The 24,887-nt window shown below is 60.0% G+C and carries 18 protein-coding genes and 4 tRNA genes; 14 read left to right on the top strand and 8 right to left on the bottom strand.

The genetic code is table 11. The features are described from left to right. Positions 1–102: 102 nt before the first annotated feature. Together ACYQ12_RS11330 and acnB are read right to left on the bottom strand one after the other, a co-directional pair. Complete coding sequence (locus ACYQ12_RS11330; RefSeq protein ID WP_459871623.1) at positions 103–708, bottom strand: porin family protein; 606 nt, start codon at positions 706–708, stop codon at positions 103–105. A gap of 249 nt (positions 709–957) precedes the next feature. Further along, the gene (gene acnB / locus ACYQ12_RS11325; protein WP_459871620.1) at positions 958–3,561 is read right to left on the bottom strand and encodes a bifunctional aconitate hydratase 2/2-methylisocitrate dehydratase; all 2,604 of its coding nucleotides are present in this window, start codon (positions 3,559–3,561) and stop codon (positions 958–960) included. 309 nt (positions 3,562–3,870) lie between these two features. Here acnB and ACYQ12_RS11320 point away from each other — a divergent pair, with 309 nt between their 5' ends. From ACYQ12_RS11320 to ACYQ12_RS11310, 3 genes are read left to right on the top strand one after another with little or no spacing between them, the layout of a single operon-like run. Beyond that, positions 3,871–4,323 (top strand): DUF1289 domain-containing protein, encoded by a 453-nt coding sequence (locus tag ACYQ12_RS11320; RefSeq protein WP_459871617.1) that lies wholly within the window; start codon positions 3,871–3,873, stop codon positions 4,321–4,323. 8 nt (positions 4,324–4,331) lie between these two features. After that, entirely contained in the window at positions 4,332–4,958 is a 627-nt protein-coding gene (locus tag ACYQ12_RS11315) for a MiaE family protein (protein WP_459871615.1), read from the top strand. 45 nt (positions 4,959–5,003) lie between these two features. Next, complete coding sequence (locus tag ACYQ12_RS11310) at positions 5,004–8,915, top strand: ATP-binding protein (protein WP_459874506.1); 3,912 nt, start codon at positions 5,004–5,006, stop codon at positions 8,913–8,915. A gap of 46 nt (positions 8,916–8,961) precedes the next feature. On the opposite strand, the gene ACYQ12_RS11305 is transcribed toward ACYQ12_RS11310, so the two are convergent. Continuing rightward, positions 8,962–9,690 carry a UDP-2,3-diacylglucosamine diphosphatase gene (locus ACYQ12_RS11305; RefSeq protein WP_459871612.1) on the bottom strand — a complete coding sequence of 243 codons (729 nt, stop codon included), beginning with the start codon at positions 9,688–9,690 and terminating at the stop codon, positions 8,962–8,964. A gap of 71 nt (positions 9,691–9,761) precedes the next feature. Further along, entirely contained in the window at positions 9,762–10,259 is a 498-nt protein-coding gene (locus ACYQ12_RS11300; RefSeq protein WP_459871609.1) for a peptidylprolyl isomerase, read from the bottom strand. Between the two features lie 162 nt (positions 10,260–10,421). Between ACYQ12_RS11300 and ACYQ12_RS11295 the strand changes: the two genes are divergently transcribed. Continuing rightward, entirely contained in the window at positions 10,422–12,116 is a 1,695-nt protein-coding gene (locus ACYQ12_RS11295; protein ID WP_459871606.1) for a glutamine--tRNA ligase/YqeY domain fusion protein, read from the top strand. A gap of 7 nt (positions 12,117–12,123) precedes the next feature. After that, positions 12,124–13,506 carry a cysteine--tRNA ligase gene (gene cysS, locus ACYQ12_RS11290; protein WP_459871603.1) on the top strand — a complete coding sequence of 461 codons (1,383 nt, stop codon included), beginning with the start codon at positions 12,124–12,126 and terminating at the stop codon, positions 13,504–13,506. Between the two features lie 84 nt (positions 13,507–13,590). Here cysS and ACYQ12_RS11285 read toward each other — a convergent pair. From ACYQ12_RS11285 to folD, 4 genes are all read right to left on the bottom strand, one after another. Then, positions 13,591–14,951 (bottom strand): IS3 family transposase gene (locus tag ACYQ12_RS11285; protein ID WP_459870552.1). Its coding sequence is split into 2 segments (ribosomal slippage): positions 13,591–14,495 and positions 14,495–14,951, totalling 1,362 coding nucleotides; the frame shifts between segments, so codons are not numbered across the junction. Between the two features lie 86 nt (positions 14,952–15,037). Further along, positions 15,038–15,763: a 5'-methylthioadenosine/S-adenosylhomocysteine nucleosidase gene (mtnN, locus tag ACYQ12_RS11280; RefSeq protein WP_459871601.1), complete on the bottom strand. Its 726-nt coding sequence runs from the start codon at positions 15,761–15,763 to the stop codon at positions 15,038–15,040. 43 nt (positions 15,764–15,806) lie between these two features. Next, entirely contained in the window at positions 15,807–16,277 is a 471-nt protein-coding gene (locus ACYQ12_RS11275) for an S-ribosylhomocysteine lyase (RefSeq protein WP_459871598.1), read from the bottom strand. Positions 16,278–16,323: 46 nt separating this feature from the next. Beyond that, positions 16,324–17,187 carry a bifunctional methylenetetrahydrofolate dehydrogenase/methenyltetrahydrofolate cyclohydrolase FolD gene (folD, locus tag ACYQ12_RS11270; protein ID WP_459871595.1) on the bottom strand — a complete coding sequence of 288 codons (864 nt, stop codon included), beginning with the start codon at positions 17,185–17,187 and terminating at the stop codon, positions 16,324–16,326. A gap of 229 nt (positions 17,188–17,416) precedes the next feature. Between folD and ACYQ12_RS11265 the strand changes: the two genes are divergently transcribed. The 9 genes from ACYQ12_RS11265 to hupB all read left to right on the top strand — a co-directional run bounded on the left by ACYQ12_RS11265 (position 17,417) and on the right by hupB (position 24,771). Next, positions 17,417–17,493 (top strand) — tRNA-Pro (locus ACYQ12_RS11265). 48 nt (positions 17,494–17,541) lie between these two features. Further along, positions 17,542–17,618 (top strand) — tRNA-Arg (locus tag ACYQ12_RS11260). 44 nt (positions 17,619–17,662) lie between these two features. Next, a tRNA-His gene (locus tag ACYQ12_RS11255) sits at positions 17,663–17,737 on the top strand. Positions 17,738–17,789: 52 nt separating this feature from the next. Further along, positions 17,790–17,864, top strand: a tRNA-His gene (locus tag ACYQ12_RS11250). 352 nt (positions 17,865–18,216) lie between these two features. Then, a complete protein-coding gene (gene tig, locus ACYQ12_RS11245) occupies positions 18,217–19,563 on the top strand; it encodes a trigger factor (RefSeq protein WP_459871592.1) in 1,347 nt (448 codons plus the stop codon). A gap of 202 nt (positions 19,564–19,765) precedes the next feature. Then, positions 19,766–20,386 carry an ATP-dependent Clp endopeptidase proteolytic subunit ClpP gene (gene clpP, locus ACYQ12_RS11240; protein WP_459871589.1) on the top strand — a complete coding sequence of 207 codons (621 nt, stop codon included), beginning with the start codon at positions 19,766–19,768 and terminating at the stop codon, positions 20,384–20,386. Between the two features lie 63 nt (positions 20,387–20,449). Continuing rightward, positions 20,450–21,730, top strand: coding sequence for an ATP-dependent Clp protease ATP-binding subunit ClpX (gene clpX, locus ACYQ12_RS11235; protein WP_459871587.1), 1,281 nt, complete (start codon positions 20,450–20,452; stop codon positions 21,728–21,730). A gap of 182 nt (positions 21,731–21,912) precedes the next feature. Further along, complete coding sequence (lon, locus tag ACYQ12_RS11230; RefSeq protein ID WP_459871584.1) at positions 21,913–24,321, top strand: endopeptidase La; 2,409 nt, start codon at positions 21,913–21,915, stop codon at positions 24,319–24,321. 177 nt (positions 24,322–24,498) lie between these two features. Further along, a complete protein-coding gene (hupB, locus tag ACYQ12_RS11225) occupies positions 24,499–24,771 on the top strand; it encodes a nucleoid-associated protein HU-beta (RefSeq protein WP_459871581.1) in 273 nt (90 codons plus the stop codon). The last annotated feature ends 116 nt before the right edge of the window (positions 24,772–24,887 follow it).

Raw genomic sequence — 24,887 nt, 5'->3', positions numbered from 1 at the left:
CACAGTCGCTCGATGCTGCCAGGCATGGCCAAGGATTGCGGGAAGCCCGCTTCCTTGCCGGTCTCGCCATGCCTGGACGGCGAACGCCGACTTCCTGCAACGCTAGAATTGCCAACCGACGGATGCCGTGAAGCTGTCGATCTGATAGTCACTGTCGAAATCGTAGCGTTCGTACTCCGCGCGGACGAGAAACGAGGTGATGTTGAACTGTGCGCCGATGCCATAGACCGGGTCGATGCCATCGTTGTCTTCCAGATCTGCATCGATGTCACCGAGACTGCCGTCGATATCCGTATCCCACTTGGCCAAGCCTGCCTTGGCATACAGTTCGAACCACTGGGTCAGGGGCAGCTTGCCGACCAGGTTGAGACCATACGCGCTGGATTCGAGGTCCTTGTTGGCGAAGTCATTGCCTTCAAGGGTTACCTTGCCTAGATCGGCATAGAAGGCTTCGGTCGCAAAATAGGGATTGAATTCATAGCCGACGAAGGCTTTCCAGCCGTTATCGTCGTCATCCAGATCGAAATCCTCGCTTCCCGACTCGATGAAATCGCCCACCTCGTCACTGTCGTTCTTCAGCGAACTGAAGCCGGTGCCGATGCCGAGATAGAGCCCATCGGCATTGTAGGGAGCGGCTAGCGCAGTGGGAGCATGAATGAACAGCGGGGACGCGGCCAGAGAAAAGGCCATCAGAATCTTGCGTTTCACGAAACTCTCCTTGGAGGTTGACGCCCCGCGAACATGAAGGTTCGCGTGAAAGCGTGAGGGGGCGGTGGCTTCCTGCCAGGCTCCCGATATGCGATGAGACAAGCACTACCATAGGACGGAGAACGAACCCTGCGCAAGCCGGTCGAGATGGAAGGTGCACGACACAGAAAAAAACGCCCCGCACGGGGCGGGGCGTTTCGTTCACCTGCACACTCTATCTTTTATTGCGCGAGCATTGGAGACGAGTGATCAGGCTTCCTGTGCGACCGGAATAACGCTTGAGGCCGCTTTCTGGAACTCTTCGATCTCATGGAAATTCATGTACCGGTAGATCTCGCCGGCCATGGCATCGAACTGGCTCATGTAGCCCTTGTACTCCTCCACGGTCGGCAGTCGGCCTTCCACCGCTGCGATGGCCGCCAGCTCGGCGGACGCCAGGAACACGTTGGCGCCATCGCCCAGGCGGTTGGGGAAGTTCCGCGTGGAAGTGGAAACCACGGTGGATTTCGGTGCCACGCGTGCCTGGTTACCCATGCACAGCGAGCAGCCGGGCATTTCCATGCGGGCTCCGGCACGACCATAGATACCGTAATAGCCTTCCTCGGTCAGTTGATGCTGATCCATCTTGGTCGGCGGTGCCAGCCACAGGCGGGTCTTGAGGCTACCGGCCGGCTGTTTTTCGAGCAGTTTGCCCGCAGCGCGGAAGTGACCGATGTTGGTCATGCACGAACCGATGAAGACTTCGTCGATGCTCTGACCGGCAACATCGGAAAGCAGACGGGCATCATCCGGGTCGTTCGGCGCGCAGAGAATCGGCTGATCGATCTCCGCCAGATCGATCTCGATGACGGCGGCGTATTCGGCGTCCTGATCGGGGCGCATCAGTTCCGGGTTGGCCAGCCACTCTTCCATGCCCTGAATGCGGCGCTCCAGGGTACGGACGTCGCCGTAGCCGTTGCTGATCATCCACTTGAGCAGGGTAATGTTGGACTTGAGATATTCCGACACGCTGTCTTCGGACAGGGTGATGGTACAACCCGCAGCGCTACGCTCGGCAGAGGCGTCGGAGAGTTCGAAAGCCTGTTCGGCGGTGAGATCCTCGAGACCTTCGATCTCAAGAACGCGTCCGGAGAAAATGTTCTTCTTGCCGGATTTCTCCACGGTCAGCAGGCCCTGCTTGATGGCATACAGCGGGATGGCGTGGACCAGGTCGCGCAGAGTGATGCCTGGCTGACGTTCGCCCTTGAAGCGCACCAGCACCGATTCCGGCATGTCCAGCGGCATCACGCCGGTGGCGGCAGCAAAGGCGACCAGACCGGAGCCTGCCGGGAAGGAGATGCCCAGCGGGAAGCGGGTATGCGAGTCGCCGCCGGTGCCCACGGTGTCGGGCAGCAGCATGCGGTTCAGCCAGGAGTGGATGATGCCATCCCCGGGACGCAGCGATACGCCACCACGATTCATGATGAAGTCGGGCAGGGTGTGCTGCATCTCCACGTCGACCGGCTTGGGATAGGCCGCCGTGTGGCAGAAGGACTGCATGACCAGGTCGGCCTGGAAGCCCAGGCAGGCGAGATCCTTGAGCTCGTCGCGGGTCATCGGACCGGTGGTATCCTGGGAGCCGACGGTGGTCATCTTCGGCTCGCAGTACATGCCCGGGCGCACGCCTTCCATGCCGCAGGCCTTGCCGACCATCTTCTGGGCCAGGGTGTACCCCTTGCCGGTATCGACCGGCTGCTCCGGCTTCTTGAAGACATCGGACGGACCCAGGCCCAGCTCGGTACGCGCCTTCTCGGTCAGGCCGCGACCGATGATCAGCGGAATACGACCGCCGGCGCGGACCTCATCGAGAATCACGCGGGTCTTGAGTTCGAAGGTCGAGATGACTTCTTCGCTATCGTGACGAGTGACCTTGCCTTCATAGGGATAGACGTCGATGACATCGCCCATGTCGAGCTTGTCGACATCCATCTCGATGGGCAGAGCGCCGGCATCTTCCATGGTATTGAAGAAGATCGGCGCGATCTTGCCGCCGAAGCAGTAACCGCCGGCACGCTTGTTGGGCACGTAGGGAATGTCGTCGCCGAAGAACCACAGCACCGAGTTGGTGGCGGACTTGCGCGAGGAGCCGGTACCGACCACATCGCCGACATAGGCGACCGGGAAGCCCTTGGCTTTCACGGCGTCGATCTGGGGCAGCGGGCCCTTGGTGCCCGGCTCGACCGGCTCGATGCCTTCACGCGGATTCTTGAGCATGGCGTTGGCATGCAGCGGAATGTCCGGACGTGACCAGGCGTCAGGCGCCGGGGAAAGATCGTCGGTGTTGGTTTCGCCGGGAACCTTGAAGACGCTAAGAGTAATCTTTTCGGCGATGGCGGGCTTGGCCAGGAACCACTCGGCTTCGGCCCAGGAGTGCAGGACATCCTTGGCTACGGCATTGCCGGTCTTGGCACGCTCGGCGACGTCGTGGAAGGCGTCGAACATCAGCAGGGTATGCTTGAGTTGCTCACCGGCCTCCTTGGCGAGGGTCTCGTCGTCGAGCAGTTCGACCAGAGTGGCGATGTTGTAGCCGCCCTGCATGGTGCCCAACAGCTTGACCGCATGTACCTTGTCGATCAGCGGCGACTGCGCCTCGCCCTTGGCGACGGCGGTCAGGAAGCCGGCCTTGACATAGGCGGCTTCATCGACACCGGGAGGAACGCGGTCAGTAATCAACTCGAGGAGAAATTCTTCTTCGCCAGCCGGCGGATTCTTGAGCAGCTCGACCAGATCGGCTGTCATTTCGGCATTCAGCGGCTTCGGCGGCACGCCCTCAAGAGCGCGTTCCTCGACATGTTGGCGGTAAGCTTCAAGCACGTTGGGGATCCTCATCAATTATCGAATCCAAAGCGGCAGTGACCACGGCGAAATTCCGCGAACATCATCAAAACTGGGCACTTTGGTGCTTGCATCAACCAGGTTGATGAGCGAGCGGATTCTACTTGAAACTGTCGACAATGTTAAGACGGCTCCCCTTGGCATCGCTTGAACTTTGGTGGAGCGATGCTTGTCTGTAGCAAACGGAGCCGGTCTGCGGGGCATGATGGCTGGCGGGCAGCGGGGTGGTGCGGTCGCTGTCCGACGCGACTCGCGATACCATGAACGCCCGGACCCAGGTGAGATGTCATGACCGAACGTATCGTTTCCCCTTGTGTAGGGCTGTGCTCGACAACGGTAGGTGACCGGGTGTGCCGGGGCTGCCAGCGGACCGACAGGGAAATCCATGACTGGTTTGGCTTCGGCGATGGTGAACGCCGCCTGCGGGTGTGCCAGCTCGATGCCCTGCGCATCGACGTGGCGGGCCGCTACCTGCGGGTCGTCGATGCGGAAAGGCTGGAAGTGCAGCTGCTGCGCTACGGCATTCGTTTTCGCGATGCGCAACCGCCGCTATCGCGGGCCGTCGAGTTGCTGCGAGTCGGGCGTACGCGGATCAATGACATCACCCGCTATGGTCTCGTGCCCTGCGGGCTTGGCGTGGGGCTGGAACCCGTGATGCTCTATCAGGCACTGCATGCCGAACTGATGCAGGCCGCCGAGGCGCGTCTTAACTCGCTGTCTTTAGATGAATCCTTATCGTGACCGATCTCATGCAAGATTCGCCAGATACGTTGTTGTCTCCCGAATTGCGGGATTTTCTGCCATGCCCCACGCCTGCGGCCTGGGTCGATGCGGCGCTGGAGCAGCAGGAACTGTTGCTCATCGATCATGCCCAATGTGAGAAGAAGGCCGCCTCGACGGCCATGAGCCTGATGTACCGCTATGTCGATCATCCCGACTTGCTGGAGAAGATGTCTCAGTTGGCCCGCGAGGAGCTGCTCCACTTCGAGCAGGTGGTCACGATCATGCGGGCGCGGGGAGTCGACTACCGTCATCTGAGTGCCTCGCGTTATGCCGAAGGCCTGCGGCGGCATGTCAGGGGCAAAGATCCCGAGCGGCTGGCCGATATACTGATTGTCGGCGCCTTCATCGAGGCACGTTCCTGCGAACGCTTTGCATGTCTGATTCCGCATCTCGATAACGAGCTTGCCAAGTTCTACCGGGCTCTGGTCAAGTCGGAAGGGCGCCACTATGAGGATTATCTGATGTTGGCGAGGCGTTACGCCGAGGAGCCGCTCGATGATCGCATTGCCTTCTTCGCCCGCTGCGAGAAGGCCTTGATCGAATCGCCGGATCCCAGCTTCCGCTTTCATAGCGGTTTGCCGTCGGCCGCCTAGCAAAGCACCGTTCATGGCAGCACAACGCAGGAAACGATAACAATGATGCAGGACAACCCGGGCAACGTACGGTTATCGCTGTTTGGTCACTTTGCGCTGACGTCAGATGGCGAAACGCTGACCCAGTTCAGCTACGACAAGGTCAAGGCCTTGCTGGTCTATCTGCTGCTGCACGGCCGCCAGCCCGCCAGCCGTGCCGCGCTGGCCGAGATGCTCTGGCCTGATCAGGGCGTCTCTTCCGGGCGTACCAACTTGCGTCATGCCCTGCATTGTCTCCGTCAGAGTCTGGGGGAAGATGCCGATCAGGTGCTCAGCGTATCGAGGCAGACCATCGCCCTGACGCTGCCAACGGCCTGGTCGCTGGATCTGTCCCGGGTGGATGAACTGCTCGGCTCGCCTCCCTCGATCGACTCGCTCGAGTCCCTGCTCAAGCTCTATCCCGGCGACCTGGTCGAAGAGTTGCACCTTCCTCAATGCGGTGAATTCCAGCGCTGGCTGCTCAAGGAGCGCGGCGAGTGGCGGCAACGCGTCATCGAATTCGCCGAGAGCGTGCTGGCAAGCGAGTCCCGGGTGCCGGACGTCGTGCTGCGTCAACTGGTGAGCCGGTTTTCGGGATACGGGCCTTTCCATGAGCGTCTGGTGCGTCAACTGGCGGAACAGGGGCAGGCGGCGGCGGCCCATGAACAGTTCAATGCCTACCTGCAGCTGTTGGCGCTTTCCGGACAGCAGCCCGAGCCGGGATTTCTGCAGTTGGCCCGCTACTGGTCGGACAATGGGCTCGACCCGGCGTCCGAAGTGACGCCTCAGGGTGCGTTTTCCCGGGTGCTGTCGCTGGACAGCGCACCCTTGCATCCCGGTGAGATCGAGCATCGCCAGCTATCGGTAATGGCGATCCGACTGCATCTGCAAGGCGATTGGCAGGATCGCTCCCAGATATGTGCCTGCCTGACGTTGCAGCTCGACCTGATGCGCTGGCTGGAGCGTCAATGTCGGCATTTGGGGGGATTCTGGCTACCTGGCGCGACGGGCGGGCTGGGGCTGGCGTGTTTTGGCACGCACGGCCCGGCACATCAACTGGCCGAGCTCGTGGCACTCTACGAACATTGCCGCCAACAGCTTCCCGAAGAAACTGGCCGGTACTGGAGCGGCGAAGGGGAGGCGCCCTGTTTCGAGTTGTCGGCCGGTCTGCATAGCGGGCAGGTCGTCTACCTGCCGGAGCGTCAGTTGGCCGACCCGTTGGGGCAGGTCACCCAGCCGGCACTGGAGCTGATGAGTGCCGCCCAGGGGAGCGAGCTGGTCATTTCCCAGGACGCCAGCCAGCACATGCCGCCGGCTCTCGACCTGCAGCCGCGCCTGTCCTCGCGACTGATCTCGGCGGATGGGCGTGTGCGTCTGCGCGCGCTGGTGCTGGGGACTAGCGAGAGCGGACGAAAGACCGCGTTGCCTAGCCTGATCGGACGCGAGGGAGCGTTGCGGCAGTTGCGTGATGCGCTGGCCCGGGTCGGGATCGGCCTGCGCCAGAGTGTGCTGGTGCAGGGAGCGGCGGGAATGGGCAAGTCGGCACTGATGGTCAGCTTTCGTCAGTTGGAAGAGAGCAAGGATCTGGCCTTGTGCTGGCTGCCCGCCACGCGGTTACTGGCACAGGCGCCGTTCGGGGTGGCCCGGGTACTGTTGCGCTGGCATTTCGGCCGTGACCTCGATGAGGCGAGCCTGCAGAAGCTGCTCGAAGCCCAGCCGTTGCTGTCGGGACTGACGCCGGAGCGGATGGCCCTGCTGCGCGGTGCGCTGGGCATCAGCGAGGCTGCGCCGGAAGAGACGATCCCGCAAAACGGTGAAGTCATCGAATGGGTAGTGCGTACGCTGCATGGCCTGGTCGAGCAGATTACCGCCGCCAAGCCGCTGGTGTTGATGATCGATGATCTGCAGTGGGTGGATGAACCTTCTCTGAAGGTGCTGGCCGGCCTTCAGGTACGCCTGCCCATCAACAGTCCGTTCCTGTTCATGGCCAGCCATCATGGGCGCGAACCACTGCCTATTCGCCTGCACTGGGACCAGCAGGTCGTCCTCGAGCGTCTCGATGCCATGCAGTCTTCACGGCTCCTGTCACATCTGGCGAGACGTTACCGCCTGCATCTGAGCCCGCGGCTGCGGGGCCAACTGATCGAGCGTTGCGATGGCGTGCCGTTGTATCTGCAGGAGATCTGTCGGCGTCTCGACATGGATCGCCGCGAGGGGCGCAGCTTTCAACCCGACGAGCTGCCACGCGGCCTGCTGGGCCTGCTGGCCAGTCGTATCGATCAGTTGGAAGGGGATCGCAGCGTCGCGCATGTGGCTGCCGTGCTGGGGCGGCAGATACGCCTTAGCCTGCTGCGCGAATGTACAGGCCTCGAGGAGAGTCGCCTCAAGCAGGTCATCGATCACATGCGGCGTCTCGAGATCATCGAGCCGTGTACTCCCGACTCCGAGTTCGAGTACGAGTTCACCCACCAGTTACTGCAGGAAGCCGCTTATCTCTCCTGTCCTCGGGACGTGCGTACCCGCACTCATCAGCAGATCGTGTCGCTGATCGAGGAGCGCTTTCCTGCATGGATCAGCCGCCGTCCGGGATACTTCGCCACACATCTGCATCGCAGCGGCCATTACGCACGGGGAGCACGCTACTTCGAACTGGCGGCACGCGAGGCGCTCAAGGTCAGCGCTAACCGCACGGCGCTGCAGATGGCAGATGCCGGACTGGCCAGCCTGCGCCATATCGAGACGGGGCAGGCAGAGCGGGAGATCAGTTTGCTGACGGTGCGTGGCCAGGCGGCGTTCGCGCTCGAAGGCTATGGGTCGCCCCTGGCTCACGACAGTTTCGTTCAGGCCCGCAAATTGCTGAGCTATGAAACCAGTGGCCCCGACGACGAGCCGGACCTGGAGCAGTTCTTTCTGGTCAAGTGGGGCCTGTGGGTAGGGTGCAGCCAACGCCATGCACATGCGGACGCCTTCTCGCTGGCATCGCGCCTGGCGTCGCTGGCCGACCAGCTTGCCGATCCACGCTATCGCCGCCTGGCCGACTATGCTCAGGCACACTGCGAATACTGGGCGGGTCGTATCCGTCACGCCTATGAGCATCTCGAGGAGATCGATCCCCTGCATCAGCCGATGATGCTCGACTGGTTGCCGTTTTCCGACCACCCCCAAGTGGCGGCTGCCTGCTACCAGGGCTGGACGCAATGTCTGAGAGGCGAGTATCGGCGTGCCGAGCAGCAGGCCGAGGCGGCGATCCGCTTGGCTGAAACCCTCAATCATCCAGGGTCGCTGGCCATGGCGCTGCTGTTTGCCGCTGCCATGTATCGGCAGTTGGGCCATATCCGATTGGCGAAACTGCGTGCAGAACGTGCCTATGAGCTGACGCGCACACCGGATTTGCATCTCTGGCATGTGTCGGCACAGGGGGCACTCGGTTGGTGTCAGGTACTGTCAGGCGATCGGGGCGGGCTGGGCATCCTCGAAACCAGCATGGAGCAGTTTGCGGAGGTGGCCGGGCAGGACCGCTATCAGCGTCCCTTCCTGCTGTACGGCGATGCATGCCTGGCGCTGGGAGAATATGCGCGTGGCGAGGATTATGTGGATCAGTGCCTGATGGTGGCACGCGAGCGCAATACGCTTTATCTGCCCGAGCTTTCGATGCAGCTGGCCAGGATTCGCCATCACCTCGGCTATTCTTCCGCCAGTGTGCGTACGCTGGCCGAACAGGCGCTCGGCTATGCCCGTGAGCATGAGAACCGGCATCATCAGCTCAACGCCCTCGAGTTGTGGTTAACCCTGGTCAACCCGGGCGATGTACAGGTGCGCGAGGAGTTCGCTCGCCTGCTGCGTCAGGTATCGATGACCGATGCGCCGGTACTGATGCGCTGGCGGGCCCTCTCGGAGCAGTCAGGCTCTGAGGTTCGTGCCAGGCTGCGTCAGGTGTGACGCGACACTGGCGACATGATTCGGCCGGCACGCTCCGTGCGTCGCGTCAGAGGGGGAGGGGACGTAGCTCGGGGGAATGGCCTTCCTCGATAACGATTTCCCAGCCACGCTCGGGCTGCCAGTCGCCAAGGACAATGCGCCTGGCGGGATGTCCATCGATCTCGAAGTCATGTACTGCGGGGCGGTGGGTGTGGCCGTGTATCAGCGTGAACACGCCCTGAGCTTTCATGACCCTGACAACCTCGTCCGGCGTGACATCCATGATGTCCTCCGCCTTGGATGAGTTGGCATCGCCGGATTGCATGCGCAGGCTGTTTGCCAGCTCGAGGCGCTGCTCGATCGGAAGCGCGAGAATCTGGGCCTGCCACTCGGGACTGCGCGCCATCGCACGAAACTTCATGTAGGCCTCATCGCGGGTGCACAGGCTGTCGCCATGCATCAGCAGAACAGGGGCACTGCCGAGCCGGACGACGCTGGGATCGTCAAGCAAGGTCGCACCAGTATCCCGAGCGAAACCTTCACCGATCAGGAAATCCCGATTGCCATGCATGAAATAGAGCCGTGTACCGCCGGTCGTCAGGCGGTGCAGGGCATCGATGATCCGCTGTTCGAAGTCGCTGCGGTAATCGTCTCCGATCCACGCTTCGAAGAAATCGCCGAGGATATAGAGCGCTTCGGCGTGTCGGGCTCGCTGTTGCAGGTAGTTCAGAAAACCCTGGGCAATGGCGGGAGCGCCGGGGTGCAGGTGGAGGTCGGAGATCAACAGCGTGGTCATGTCGTGCCTCGGTCAGGCCTGAAAATGACACGCCCGCCGTGGCGGGCGCGCAGCAGAAGCGACGATCGGGCTCAGTCGTTTTTGAGTTCGGCTCGTTCGATGACGACATCGTCGGCAGGGACATCGGCATGCATGCCGCGGCGTGTCGTCGAGACTGCCTTGATCTTTTCGACTACATCCATGCCTTCGATGACCTCGCCGAACACGCAGTAGCCCCAGCCTTGCATGTCCTTGCTACGATGGTCGAGAAAATCGTTGTCGGAGATGTTGATGAAGAATTGCGCGGTCGCGGAGTGAGGGTCCTGGGTCCGCGCCATGGCGATGCTACCCTTGCGATTCTTCAGACCATTGTCGGCTTCGTTCTCGATCGGCTCTTGGGTGGGCTTCTGCTCGAAATCCTGATCGAAGCCGCCCCCCTGGATCATGAAGCCGTTGATGACCCGATGAAAGAGAGTGCCATCATAGTGCCCGTCACGCACATACTGCTCGAAGTTGGCTGCAGTCTTGGGTGCCTTGTCATGGTCCAGCTGCAAGGTGATGTCGCCGTAATTGGTATGCAGAACGATCATGATGAGTTCCTGATTTAGCAGATTGAGTGCGTCTTGGCTTTGCGCGCAGGCGTCGCGCTATAATAGCGGTTTTGTACCGAAGGGCGAAACAGCGGGCGGCTTGCCAGCCGCAAAGTTCTGTCTTTTCGTCTCCGCCAATGCATAGAGGTTTTTTGACGCCCCATGAGCAACGACAGCCCCAGCGCCCCGAATTTCATTCGTAATCAGATCCGCGAGGAAGTCGAGGGGCACAAGATCGAGACGATCGTGACCCGCTTTCCGCCGGAGCCCAACGGGTTCCTGCATATCGGCCATGCCAAGTCGATCTGTCTGAATTTCGGGCTCGCCGAACAGTTCAATGGGCGGTGCCACCTGCGCTTTGACGATACCAATCCTGCCAAGGAGGAACAGGCTTACATCGATGCCATCAAGGCCGATGTCGAGTGGCTGGGATTCCAGTGGGCGGGGAAGGTGCGCTACGCCTCCGATTACTTCGATCAACTTTATAGCTGGGCTCAGGAGCTGGTGCGCGAAGGCAAGGCCTATGTCGATGACCTGTCGCCGGACGAGATTCGCGAGTATCGCGGCACGCTGACCGAGGCGGGACGGCCAAGCCCGTATCGGGATCGTTCGCCGGAGGAAAACCTCGATCTGCTCGAGCGCATGCGCAAGGGCGAATTCGCCGAAGGCGAGAAGGTGCTGCGCGCCAAGATCGACATGGCATCGCCGAATATCAATCTGCGCGATCCGATTCTGTACCGTATCCGCCATGCCAGTCATCATCAGTCGGGGGATAAGTGGAAGATCTATCCCTCTTATGATTTCACGCACGGCCAGTCCGATGCCATCGAGGGCGTGACGCATTCCTTGTGCACGCTGGAGTTCGAGGACCATCGGCCCCTTTACGACTGGTTCCTGGCCAATCTGCCGGTGCCGTCGCAGCCGCGCCAGATCGAGTTTGCGCGGCTCAATCTGGCCTATACCGTGACTTCCAAGCGCAAGCTCAAGCTGCTTGTCGACAATGGGATCGTCGATGGTTGGGACGATCCGCGCATGCCGACGATTTCCGGAATGCGGCGTCGCGGTTACACACCCGCGTCGATTCGCAAGTTCTGCGACATGATCGGCGTGACCCGGGCCGATGGCGGCCTGGTGGACATCGCCATGCTCTATCATGCCATCCGTGCCGACCTGGAAGACAACGCGCCGCGTGCCATGTGCGTTCTCAAGCCGCTCAAGGTGGTGTTGACCAACGTGGCCGAGAATCATGACGAGGCGTTCGAGGTGCCCGGGCATCCGGCACGTGAGGATATGGGGACTCGGCGTCTGCCGTTCAGCCGCGAGATCTGGATCGATCGGGACGACTTCATGGAGGAGCCGCCCAAGAAGTTCTTCCGTCTGGCGCCGGGGAAGGAGGTGCGCCTGCGCAATTCCTATGTGATCCGCTGCGACGAGGTGATTAGAAACGAGGCTGGAGAGATCGAGGCGCTGCACTGCAGCGTGGATTTCGACACCCTGGGGCAGAATCCCGAAGGCCGCAAAGTCAAGGGTGTGATTCACTGGGTCAGCGCGGCACATGCAGTGCCCGTGGAGGTGAGGCTTTACGAGAATCTGTTCCTGCTCGAGGCGCCCGATCGCGATCGTGACGGGGACTTCCTCGATCATCTCAATCCCGAGTCGCTGGAGGTGGTTCAGGGCTTCGCCGAGCCGAGCCTGGCGCAAGCCAAGCCGGAAAGCCGCTTTCAGTTCGAGCGGGTGGGCTACTTCTGTGCGGATCGCCATGCCAGTCGCGGCGACCTTCTGGTCTTCAACCGTACGGTAGGGCTCAAGGACAGCTGGGCGAAAGAACAGCACAAGCAGGCGCAGAACAAGGGGTAGGCGCACCATGCAGATCTACAACACCCTGACGCGGCGCAAAGAACCCTTCGTCCCTCTCGAGCCGGGGCGGATACGCATGTATGTCTGCGGTATCACCGTCTACGACTACTGCCATATCGGTCATGCTCGGGTGATGGTGGCGTTCGACGTCATCACGCGTTATCTGCGTGCCCGGGGATACGATGTGACTTACGTCCGCAACATTACCGATATCGATGACAAGATCCTGCGGCGTGCCGACGAGAATGGCGAGCCGTTCGACCATCTCACGGCCCGCATGATCGAGGCCATGCATGAGGACGAGGATCGCCTCGGCGTTCTGCGTCCGGACCAAGAGCCTCGTGCCACGGCACATCTGGCCGAGATCGTGGCCATGATCGAGCGCCTCGTGGACAAGGGATATGCGTATCCCGCCGCCAACGGCGATGTCTACTATCGGGTGCGCCGGTTCGAAGGCTACGGCAAGCTGAACAACCGTGACCCCGACGAGATGCGGGCCGGTGCGCGGGTCGAGATTGACGAGTACAAGGAAGATCCGCTGGACTTCGTGCTATGGAAAGCGGCCAAGTCCGGAGAGGCAAGTTGGGAATCCCCGTGGGGGGCGGGACGTCCCGGCTGGCATATCGAATGTTCGGCCATGTCGACCTGTTGTCTTGGCGACACGTTCGACATTCATGGTGGCGGACCTGACCTGACCTTTCCGCACCATGAAAACGAGATCGCCCAGAGCGAGGCGGCAACGGGCAAGAAGTATGTCAACACCTGGATGCATGCCGGTGCCGTGCGGGTCAACCGGGAAAAGATGTCCAAGTCGCTGGGCAACTTCTTCACCATCCGCGAGGTGCTCGAAGTCCACGATCCGGAAGTGGTGCGCTACTTGCTGCTGGCCAGCCATTATCGCAGCCCGATCAACTATGCACCCGATGCCCTGGTCGAGGCTCGCAAATCGCTTGAACGTTTCTACAACGCACTGGACGGTGTCGAGCCTGTCGAGGGCCAAGTGCGAGAGGACTTTGCCGAGCGCTTTGGCACTGCGATGGATGATGATTTCAATACACCGGAAGCCCTGGCGGTGCTGTTCGAGATGGCACGCGAGCTCAACCGTGCCAGAAAGGAGAGTCCCGCTCAGGCCCCGGCACTCGCCTTCGAGTTGAGGCGTCTGGGGGAAGTGCTCGGACTGTTTGGTCAGGACCCGGCGCTGTTCCTCAAAGGGGAGGCCGTGGCGCTGCCGATAGCCGAAAGCGACATAGACGCACGCATTGCCGAGCGGGCGCAGGCCAAGAAGGCCCGGGATTTTGCCCGAGCCGATCGGATTCGTGACGAGTTGGCCGCCATGGGAATCGTGCTCAAGGATTCGCGGGAGGGCACAACCTGGCTGCTTGAGCGTTGATGGGGCCATGAGGCGCTAGTCGGGCGCAGAAAGCAAAAACCCGCAGCCGGGACTGAAGTGCCCCCCAATAGTTGGACGGTTCATTCAGTCGGCGCTCAAGGCCTGAGTCCTGTATTGCACGGGGCTCAGGCCTTTTAGTTTCATCTTGATTCGCTCGTGGTTGTAATAATGGATGTACCGGTCGAGGCCCTGCTGCAACTGCTCGACAGTGTCGAACCGGCTCAGATGGAAGTACTCGGCTTTCAGGGTGCCAAAGAAACTCTCCATCGCGGCATTGTCCAGGCAGTTGCCCTTGCGTGACATGCTTTGCGTCAGCGCCTGCCCTGCCACCAGGGCACGATAGGCGGGATGCTGGTAATGCCACCCCTGATCGGAGTGCAGCAGTGGCCGGTCCGAGTTCTTCAAGCGGCCAAACGCCTGATGCAGCATGCGCTTCACCAGTGAGAGGTCGGGACGCCTACCGGTCTGATAGGCCACGATTTCGCCGTTGTAGAGATCCATGATGGGGGAGAGATACAGCTTCTGCCCGTCGATGTTGAACTCCGTGATATCAGTGACCCACTTCTGGTTGGGACCGGGGGCCTGAAACTGGCGGTCGAGTACATTGGGAGCTACACGCCCTACCGATCCTCGGTAAGCGCGATACCGCTTTGGCCGAACCAGAGATTTCAAGCCCAGTTGCTGCATCAAGCGCTGGACAGTCTTATGATTGATCGTCTCGCCTGCCTGGCGGAGGACAGCAGTGATACGACGATAGCCATAGCGCCCTTGGTGACGTTCATAGGTTGCCTGGATACGCGCCTTCAGGGAGGCGTACCGATCGGCAGCGTCCTGCCCCTTGATCCGGGAGTAAAAGGTACTGCGCGGCAGCTCTGCCGCACGTAGCAGCAGAACCAGCGGATGCTCATTCCTTAACCCTTGGACGGCTTGGGCTTTTTGCCCCGCATCGCCGCCCGCTTCTCGCGGGTCAAGGCATCGAGCTTTTTTAGGTAGGCGTTCTCCGCCCGCAGGTACGCCAGTTCCTCGAGCAACTCCTCGTGGGAGCGTTCGCGATCAGGCGGGGGTGGCGATGAAGAAGGCTTCTTGGCCATCGGGCGTCGTCCCTTTCGCTTCGGCGCCAGCGCGCTCAATCCTCCACTATGATACTGCTGTTCCCATCTGCCAATAGCACCACACTCACGGATATCGAACAGGACAGCAGCCTGGCGCCGTGACAAGCCATCCCGCCACATCCTCTCAAGTACCGCCAGCTTGAATGCCGCACTGCGGTGACGGTACTTCCTGCGCAGGCCCAGCGCGCCATGCTGCCGGTAGTTGTCCCGCCATTGCCGTAGGCTCGACTCGTCCAGGCCATGCTGGCGAGCCAACTCCCTTAGGCTGGTGTCCTCACGTAAACACTGCTGCACCACCCGCAGCTTGAACCTTTCGTCGTACTGCTTCTTCATAAAAACACCCCGAAGGTTGGCTTGGCTGTCCAACTTTCGGGGTGCAGTTCAGGGGGACTCGCGGTTTTTTGTTGGACGGCGTTCTTTCAGGCGTCGCTTAAAGCCTTGACCGGCGTACCCAGGCGCTTGACCATCGCCTCGACGACCTCTGCCGAATGCGTGGCGGCCTGATCGATGAATGTCGTGAAGGAGATATTGGACTCCTGACCGGCGATATCGGAAAGCGCACGGATCACCACGAAAGGGCAACCATAGAGATGGCAGGTCTGGGCGATGGCAGCGGCTTCCATTTCAGCGGCCAGCATCGACGGGAAGCGCTGGCGGGCGCGTTCGACAGACTCCGGACAGGCCATGAAGGCATCGCCCGTGCAGATCAGGCCTTCGACGACATGCAGATGGCCCAGGCTCTCCACGCATTCGCGTGCCACCTTGACCAGCTTGGGGTCGGGCAGATAGGCCGCCGGCATGCGCGGTACCTGGCCATGCTCGTAGCCGAAGACCACGGCATCCACATCGTGGTGGCGTACCTCGCTCGAGATGACCACATCGCCGACACTCAGGCCTTCACCGAATCCTCCGGCGGAACCGGTGTTGATCACGACATCCGGATGGTACATGTCGAGCAGCAGCGTCGTGCCGACAGCGGCATTCACCTTGCCGATACCGGATTGTAGGATGACGACTTCAACCCCGTGCAACTGACCGGTGTAGAAAGTCGAGCCGACGCGTTGATGGGTTTCGCAATTCTCGAGATGCGAGGCCAGCAGAGCGACTTCCTCTGCCATGGCGCCAATAATGCCTATTTTCTGCATGTGTCGGAGAGAACCTTGTGATGGGCGAGAGGGGAGTAGGGGATCAGGCGAACACCTGGCTCCACTCGTTGCGCTTGTCCAGAAAGCTGCGTGCCAGCTCCTTGGCGCCTTCCAGGCTGTGGCTTGCCGCCCAGCCACACTGCATTTCGTTGCATGCGGGAACCTCTTCCGCTTCCAGCACGTCACGCAGTGTCTTTTCCAGTAGATTCAACGTGTCGTCGTAATCGTCATGATTGATCAGTGCGACGTAAAAGCCTGTCTGGCAGCCCATGGGGCTGATGTCGACGATCTTGTCGGTATGGTTGCGCGACAGTTCCGCCATCAGATGCTCGAGAGAGTGCAGCGCGGGCATCTCCATGTGAGCCTGGTTGGGTTGGCAGAAACGCATGTCATACTTGTGGATCTCGTCGCCATGTTCACCCTTCTTGATGCCGGCCAGGCGGACGTAGGGGGCCTTCACCTTGGTGTGGTCAAGGTTGAAGCTTTCCACGTTCATGGTCTTCTCGTCGCTCATTGCGTTCTCCTCGCTCGTGTCAGGCATCCATTTTAACGTGAATGCCTTAGTCATGCATGGCGTCATGAAGTTCCGCCGCGAACAGCGTGTTTTCAAGCAGTGTCGCGACGGTCATGGGACCCACTCCACCTGGCACCGGCGTGATGTAGCTGGCTCGAGCCGCTGCCGTATCGAACTCCACGTCGCCGTGCAACCGACCGCTGGCGTCACGATTGATGCCTACATCAATGACGACGGCACCCTCCTTGACCCATTCTCCCTTGACCAGACCCGGTTTGCCGACCGCAACGACTAGAATGTCCGCTGCGCCGACCTGAGCGGCCAGATCCCGCGTGAAGCGGTGGCAGATGGTCGTGGTGCATCCCGCCAGCAACAACTCCAGCGCCATGGGGCGGCCGACGATATTGGATGCTCCGACAATCGTGGCGTGGAGTCCACGCGGCTCGATACCGCTTGCCTGCAGCAGTGTCATGATGCCCTTGGGGGTGCAGGGGCGTAGTACCGGCAGGCGCTGCGCCAGCCGACCAAGATTGTAGGGATGAAAGCCATCGACGTCCTTGTCGGGATGGATACGTTCGAGGATGGGGCGCGAGTCGAGATGTTCGGGTAACGGCAGTTGCAGCAGAATGCCATCGACGCTGCGGTCGGCATTGAGGCGGTCGATCAGGGCTTCGAGTTCCTGCTGGGAGGTGTCGGCCGGCAGCTGGTGGCGAAACGAGTGAATGCCGGCCTGCTCGCAGGCGCGATGCTTGTTGCGAACGTAGACTTCGGAAGCGGGATCCTGACCGACAAGGACGACGGCCAGGCCTGGAATGTGCTTTCCTGCTTCACGGCGAGCCTCGACTTGGCGAGCCACGTTCTCGCGCACATGTGCGGCAATTGCCTTGCCATCGATCAATTGAGCGGTCATCCCCTCTCCCTTGTATGCCAGACTGTTGAAGACGCGAGTAGCGAGGAGGCAATTCTCGCATGCCCCGGGCGCCAGTCAACGCGAGTTCTCCTGAAACTCTCCTGGCGATCCATGCCAAGCCCCGATAAGGGCATATTGTCTGTAAGGGCTTGACCCGACATTAAAGTTGCGTAAAATACGCAGCGCATCGACGGGCTCGATTGGCGATGTTCCGGTCGCGCCGAAAGGACGGGGTATAGCGCAGTCTGGTAGCGCGCCTGCTTTGGGAGCAGGATGTCGGGGGTTCAAATCCCTCTACCCCGACCATACGGTTCGCCCCTTCAGGGGCAAGGCTCGGAGTGACAGCCTCGGAATGCGCCTATAGCTCAACCGGATAGAGCAACGGCCTTCTAAGCCGTAGGTTGCAGGTTCGAGTCCTGCTGGGCGCGCCAAGATGACGCATCGGTCAGCCCGGCGAGAGTGTTTGCAGGTTATGGTGGATGTAGCTCAGTGGTAGAGCCCCGGATTGTGGCTCCGGTGGTCGTGGGTTCGATCCCCATCATCCACCCCATTGCCTGTGTTAGTGATTGGCCGACCTGTCGGCATGCTTCATATACGTCATGGTGGATGTAGCTCAGTGGTAGAGCCCCGGATTGTGGCTCCGGTGGTCGTGGGTTCGATCCCCATCATCCACCCCATTGACGTATTTCTATGTTTCTCTCCGCTTCATGTCTTCCTTCGTTCAAGCATCGAGTTAGCGGGCGCCATGTCAGTGGCGGTACGTTTAATTCCGCCCATCATCCTCGATGTAGGGCATTCTTGCTGTTCCGCTACCGTGATGAACCCGCTTGGGGTTTCGCTGTCTGTCGCCCTGTCGCCCTGTCGGCCAATTCGCGTCTTTCTTGAATGCGAACCGGCTGAGCGCCTTGTAATTCGTGCCTGTGCCCCCATAAAAGACTCCAAAGCGTGCTTGCCAGCACGTACCGGGATTCTTAGAATCCTCGTCTTTAACGCATTTCGAGAACGCCCCCAGTCGGTAGAGGATCATTCATGCAAGTTTCCGTTGAGACGACTTCCCAGATCGAACGTCGCGTCACCGTTCAAGTGCCGGCCTCCGAAGTGGATCAGGCAGTAGCCGCACGCCTTCAGGAGACCGCCAAGAGCGTTCGTCTGAATGGTTTCCGTCGCGGCAAGATTCCCATGGCGGTCGTGCGTCAGCGCTTTGGTCGGGATGTGCGTAACGAAGTGGTGGGCGAAGTAATGCGTCAGCAGTACGTTCAGGCCATTACCCAGGAGAACCTGAACCCTGCCGGCTTCCCGGCCATAGAGCCGACAGTCAATGAGGACGGCAAGGATCTCGAGTTCGTGGCGACACTCGAGATCTACCCTGAAATTGAACTGGCCTCTATCGAAGGGGTCGAAGTTGAACGCCCCAACGCCGAAATCACCGACGCCGACGTCGATCAGATGATCGAAACGCTGCGCAAGCAGAATGCCGCTTGGCAGGAAGTCGAGCGTGAGGCTGCCGAGGGCGATCAGGTCACGATCGACTTCCAGGGCTTCCTGGGTGACGAACCCTTCGAAGGGGGGCAGGCCGAAGGACACGATCTGGTACTCGGCTCAAACAGCTTCATCCCGGGTTTCGAAGAGCAACTGGCTGGTGTGAAGGCGGGCGACGAGACCGAAATCAAGGTCACTTTCCCGGAAGATTACCAGGCCGAACATCTCGCCGGCCAGGAAGCGACTTTCAAGGTCAAGGTGCACAAGGTATCGGCCCAGCAGCTGCCTGAAGTGGATGCCGACTTCATTCAGAAGTTCGGCGTCGAAGATGGCGATGTCGAGAAGTTCCGTGCCGAAGTCAAAAAGAACATGGAACGCGAAGTCAAGCAAGCCGTCGAGAATCGCGTCAAGCAGCAGGTACTCGAGGCGCTGAAGGAAGCCAACGAGATCGTCGTGCCTCAGGCTCTGGTGCAGCAGGAAACGGATGGCCTCAAGCGTCAGGCTGCGCAGCAGTTCGGCCTGGGGGAAGATTTCGACGTTTCACAGTTGCCGGATGAGCTGTTTGCCGAGCAGGCCAGGAGCCGCGTTCAGGTGGGCTTGCTGCTGGCAGAAGTCATCAAGGTCAATGAGCTTGATGCCAGCGACGATGAAATCAAGGCACGCGTCGAGGAGCTGGCCCAGCAGTACCAGCAGCCCGAGCAGGTGGTCGAGTATTATCTGAAGAACGACCAGATGAAGAGCCAGATCAAGTCCGCTCTGCTGGAAGAGAAGGCGGTTGACAAGCTGCTCGAGCAGGCTCAGGTAAATGAAGTCACCATGTCCTACGAGCAGGTTCTGCAGGCGGCCCAGCAGGAAAATGAGGCCGAAGAAGCGGCAGAGGAAGAACAAGGCGCCTGAGCCTGAATCATGTACGGCTTCTTGCCATCGAAGCGGCAGAAATGCTAAGTACATAATGCAGTTATGAGCTTGGATAGGATAAAGCGCAGCGAGCCTCCAGCGTCATGCTGCTGGTGGTTTGCGATACAGGCGCACATCAGGACCCGGCTTCGGCCGGGTCACTAGTCAGGACTCTCAGTCACCGGATTAAGGAAGTCACGCAATGGGTAACGAGTTCGACATCAGCAACGCAGGCGGCCTGGTTCCGATGGTTGTGGAGCAGAGTGCACGCGGTGAGCGGGCCTATGACATCTATTCCCGTCTGCTAAAGGAGCGTGTCATCTTCCTGGTCGGCCAGGTCGAGGATTACATGGCCAATCTGGTGGTTGCGCAGCTGCTTTTCCTCGAGTCTGAAAATCCGGACAAGGATATTCATCTCTATATCAACTCACCGGGTGGCTCGGTGACGGCCGGCATGTCGATTTATGACACCATGCAGTTCATCAAGCCGGACGTTTCCACTGTCTGCATCGGCCAGGCGGCCAGCATGGGGGCATTGCTGCTCGCTGGGGGGGCGGAGAACAAGCGTTACTGCCTGCCGCATTCCCGCATGATGATCCATCAGCCGCTGGGTGGGTATCAGGGCCAGGCGGCGGACATCGAAATTCACACGCGTGAGATTCTGACGATACGTCACAAGCTGAATCGGATCCTGGCTCACCATACCGGTCAGGATATCGAAACGATCGCGCGGGATACCGATCGTGACAACTTCATGGATGGTGGCCAAGCGGTTGAATATGGCCTGATCGATGCCGTGCTGGATAAGCGCCCTGCATCCTGATAGCGTTTAACCTATACATGCATTTCCGGCGGTCTATGACCGCCACCATCAAGAGGTAAGCGAATGGCCGACGGCAAAGGCAAAGACGAGAACGGCAAACTGCTGTACTGCTCGTTCTGCGGCAAGAACCAGAACGAAGTGCGCAAGCTGATCGCGGGTCCTTCCGTCTATATCTGCGACGAATGTGTCGATCTGTGTAACGATATCATTCGCGAAGAAGTCCTGGAGGCCGACGCTGAAGGCGACGAGGATCGGCTGCCGGTTCCGCGTGAGATACGCAATACGCTCGACGACTACGTGATTGGCCAGGATCGCGCCAAGATGGTGCTTTCCGTCGCCGTTTACAATCACTACAAGCGTCTGCGTGCTGGTGTGAAGTCAGAGGACGTTGAACTTGGCAAGTCCAACATCCTGCTGATCGGTCCTACCGGCAGCGGCAAGACGCTGCTGGCCGAGACGCTGGCGCGCCTGTTGAACGTTCCTTTCACGATCGCCGATGCAACGACACTGACCGAAGCGGGCTATGTCGGGGAGGATGTCGAGAACATCATCCAGAAGCTGTTGCAGAAGTGCGATTACGATGTCGAGAAGGCACAGCGCGGCATCGTCTATATCGACGAAATCGACAAGATCTCGCGCAAGTCCGATAACCCCTCGATCACACGTGACGTTTCCGGCGAAGGGGTGCAGCAGGCTCTGCTGAAGCTCATCGAGGGCACCACGGCCTCGGTGCCTCCCCAAGGAGGACGCAAGCACCCTCAGCAGGAATTCCTGCAGGTCGATACCGGGAATATCCTGTTCATCGTGGGTGGCGCCTTCGCCGGACTGGACAAGGTCATTCGTGACCGCGCCGAGAAGGGGGGGATCGGCTTCAACGCCAGCGTCAAGAGCAAAGATTCGGCCAAAGGTGTCGGGGATGTGCTGGCTGACGTCGAGCCTGAGGATCTGGTCAAGTTCGGTCTGATTCCCGAGTTCGTCGGGCGTCTGCCGGTGATCGCAACGCTGACCGAGCTCAGCGAGGATGCCTTGATCCAGATTCTGACGGAGCCCAAGAACTCACTGGTCAAGCAGTACGCCAAGCTGTTTGAGATGGAGGGCGTGGAACTCGACTTCCGCGAAGACGCTCTGCGTTCCGTCGCTCACAAGGCCATGGAGCGCAAGACGGGGGCCCGTGGGTTGCGCTCGATTCTCGAGTCGGTTCTGCTTGACACCATGTATGAGGTACCTTCGCTCGAAGGCGTTACCAAGGTCGTGATCGATGACTCGGTCATTGCCGGTGACAGCGAGCCATTGCTGATCTATTCCAAGCAGGAAGAGAGCAAGGTGGCAGGCCAGGACGGTTGATGCGTCAGACAGGCTTGCAGAAGGGGGCCGACAGGCCCCCTTTTGTTAGGTAGATCCTATCTTTATTGCCGTGCTATCGGGCCCGGCCGCGGTTGCATCTTTCTTCTTCACCCCCATATTACTGGGCATGCGAGTGCCACCCCCCGGTGGCCCACCCACCCGAATATCGAGGAACGTCTGCGATGGAGCAGAACGCTGAACAGACCCTGAGTCTGCCCCTTCTTCCCCTGCGGGATGTGGTTGTCTACCCGCAGATGGTCATTCCCCTGTTCGTTGGTCGTGAGAAGTCGATCCAGGCACTGGAAGCCGCCATGGAGAACGACAAGCGTATTCTGCTCGTCGCGCAGCGAGAGGCGGGACAGGACGATCCGGAGTCCGGCGACCTTTTTTCAGTCGGTACCGTGGCGGATATCATGCAACTGCTCAAGCTGCCCGACGGAACCGTCAAGGTGCTTATTGAAGGCAGCTTTCGTGCCGACATCCGCTCCGTCGATACGGTTGAGCAGGGCTACAGCGTAGCCGAAGCCGTGGTGCGCGAAAGCCATCCGCTGACCGAGCGCGAGCAGGAGTCGCTGGTTCGCGTGCTGCTCAATCAGTTCGAGCAGTACGTCAAGCTGTCGAAGAAAGTGCCCAACGAAGTGCTCAACTCGTTGCAAGGCATCGAGGATCCTAGTCGTCTGGTCGATACCATCTGCGCCCATCTGTCATTGAAGATCGGTGACAAGCAGGAGCTGCTCGAGATGGATCGCGTCCGCGATCGGATCGAGCATTTGATGGCGCTGATCGAGTCCGAGATCGATCTGCTGCAGGTCGAAAAGCGCATCCGGTCCCGCGTCAAGGACCAGATGGAGAAGTCGCAGCGCGAGTACTATCTCAACGAGCAGATGAAGGCCATCCAGAAGGAGATGGGCGAGCTCGAAAATGTGCCCAACGAGGCCGAGAAGTACGAGCAGAAGATCAAAGACTCCGGCATGCCTCAGGAGGCGATTGACAAGGCCACTCAGGAGCTGGGCAAGCTGAAGATGATGGCGCCGACTTCGGCCGAAGCCACGGTGGTGCGGTCCTACCTCGACTGGCTGTTGGCCGTGCCGTGGAAGAAGCGTACGCGTGTCAAGCATGATCTGGCGCGGGCGGTCTCGGTACTCGACGAGGATCACTACGGCCTCGAGGAAGTCAAGGAACGCATTCTCGAATACTTGGCTGTACAGAAGCGGGTCAAGAAGCTCAAGGGGCCGGTGCTCTGCCTGGTCGGACCTCCTGGGGTCGGCAAGACATCGCTGGGGCAGTCCATCGCGCGAGCGACGAATCGACAATATGTGCGTCTGGCGCTTGGCGGTGTGCGTGATGAGTCCGAGATTCGGGGCCACCGGCGTACCTACATCGGTTCCCTGCCCGGCAAGCTGATACAGCGCATGAGCAAGGCTGGCGTCAAGAACCCTCTGTTCCTGCTCGACGAAGTCGACAAGATCGGCATGGACCATCGTGGCGATCCGTCCTCGGCGCTGCTCGAGGTGCTCGATCCGGAGCAGAACGACAAGTTCAACGACCATTACCTGGAGCTGGATTACGATCTTTCCGAGGTGATGTTCATCTGCACCGCAAATTCGATGAATATCCCCGGGCCCTTGCTGGATCGTATGGAGATCATTCGTCTGCCGGGGTATACCGAGGACGAGAAACTCGCCATTGCCAGGCGCTACCTGCTGCCCAAGCAGCTCAAGGCCAACGGCCTGAAAGAGGATGAGCTGTCTATCAGCGACGATGGTCTTCTGGAATTGATCCGTTACTACACGCGTGAGGCCGGTGTGCGCGAACTGGAGCGCCAGATCGCCAAGGTCTGCCGTAAGGTTCTGCGTGAGCGGGTCGAGGCTGAGGGCAAGGCCGGAGCCCAGGCGCCCCAGTCGCTGACGGGAGATGATATCGAAACCTACGCGGGGGTCAGGCGCTACAGTTATGGTTTGGCCGATCAGCAGGATCAGGTGGGGCGCGTCACCGGTCTGGCCTGGACATCTGTCGGTGGTGAGCTGCTCAATATCGAGTCTGTCGTCACGCCGGGGAAAGGCCGCGTCAACAAGACGGGCTCGCTGGGCGATGTCATGAAGGAGTCGGTCAGTGCTGCCCATACCGTAGTGCGTGCCAAGGCCGAGCAACTGGGAGTCGACCCCGAGCGCTTCGAGAAGGAAGACCTTCATATTCACGTGCCCGAGGGCGCAACGCCCAAGGATGGCCCCAGTGCAGGGATTGCCATGGTCACGGCGATGGTTTCGGCCTACACCGAGCGGCCGATACGCTGTGATGTGGCCATGACGGGGGAGGTCAACCTGCGTGGTGAAGTGATGCCGATTGGCGGTCTCAAGGAGAAATTGCTGGCGGCGCGGCGCGGTGGTATAAAGATTGTGCTTATCCCGGAAGAGAATCGTCGGGACCTGAAAGAGGTTCCGGACAATATCAAGAACGCTCTGGATATCCGCCCTGTACGGTGGATTGATGAAGTTCTTGACGTGGCGCTAGCAGGCAAGAAGGAAAATGACGGGGAGGATAACCGTCCGGAAGGTTCTTCTTCTTCGCGCACATCAATTAGTACGCATTAAATGTAATTTCCCCATCATGGCGGGGCAAGAATCCCGCCATGATGCGGTTTGGCGCGGGTATTGCTTGACATGCGTTTCATGGCATTGCTATAAATTGCGGCTTTGCTGTGATCGCGTTAACCACCTGAGTTTTTGCGCCGATTTCCAGTAATTCTCGTAACAGTCAAGGGGTGAAGAGTGAACAAGTCCGAGCTGATCGAAGCCATTGCCGCATCCGCCGACATTCCGAAGGCGGCCGCAAGCCGTGCACTCGACGCAATGATCGAGAGCGTCACCGACAGCCTGAAGAAAGGCGATTCCGTGGCTCTGGTAGGTTTCGGTACTTTCTCCATCAAGGAGCGTGCTGCACGCACTGGCCGCAACCCGCAAACCGGTCAGCCGATCGAAATCAGCGCTGCCAAGGTGCCGAGTTTCAAGGCAGGCAAGGCGCTGAAGGATTCGGTCAACTGAAACCTGAAGACTCGCGGGCCGCTGGGGCGTCTGCCGTTTGTTCGACAAGTCGATAGTCGTTCCGCTGGCAACATGCTGCTTGGATCTGGTCCGCTCAAAATAAGCGCATCGCAAAG

Source organism: Halomonas shantousis, assembly GCF_054654615.1.
This window is presented reverse-complemented; position numbering and strand designations above follow the sequence as displayed.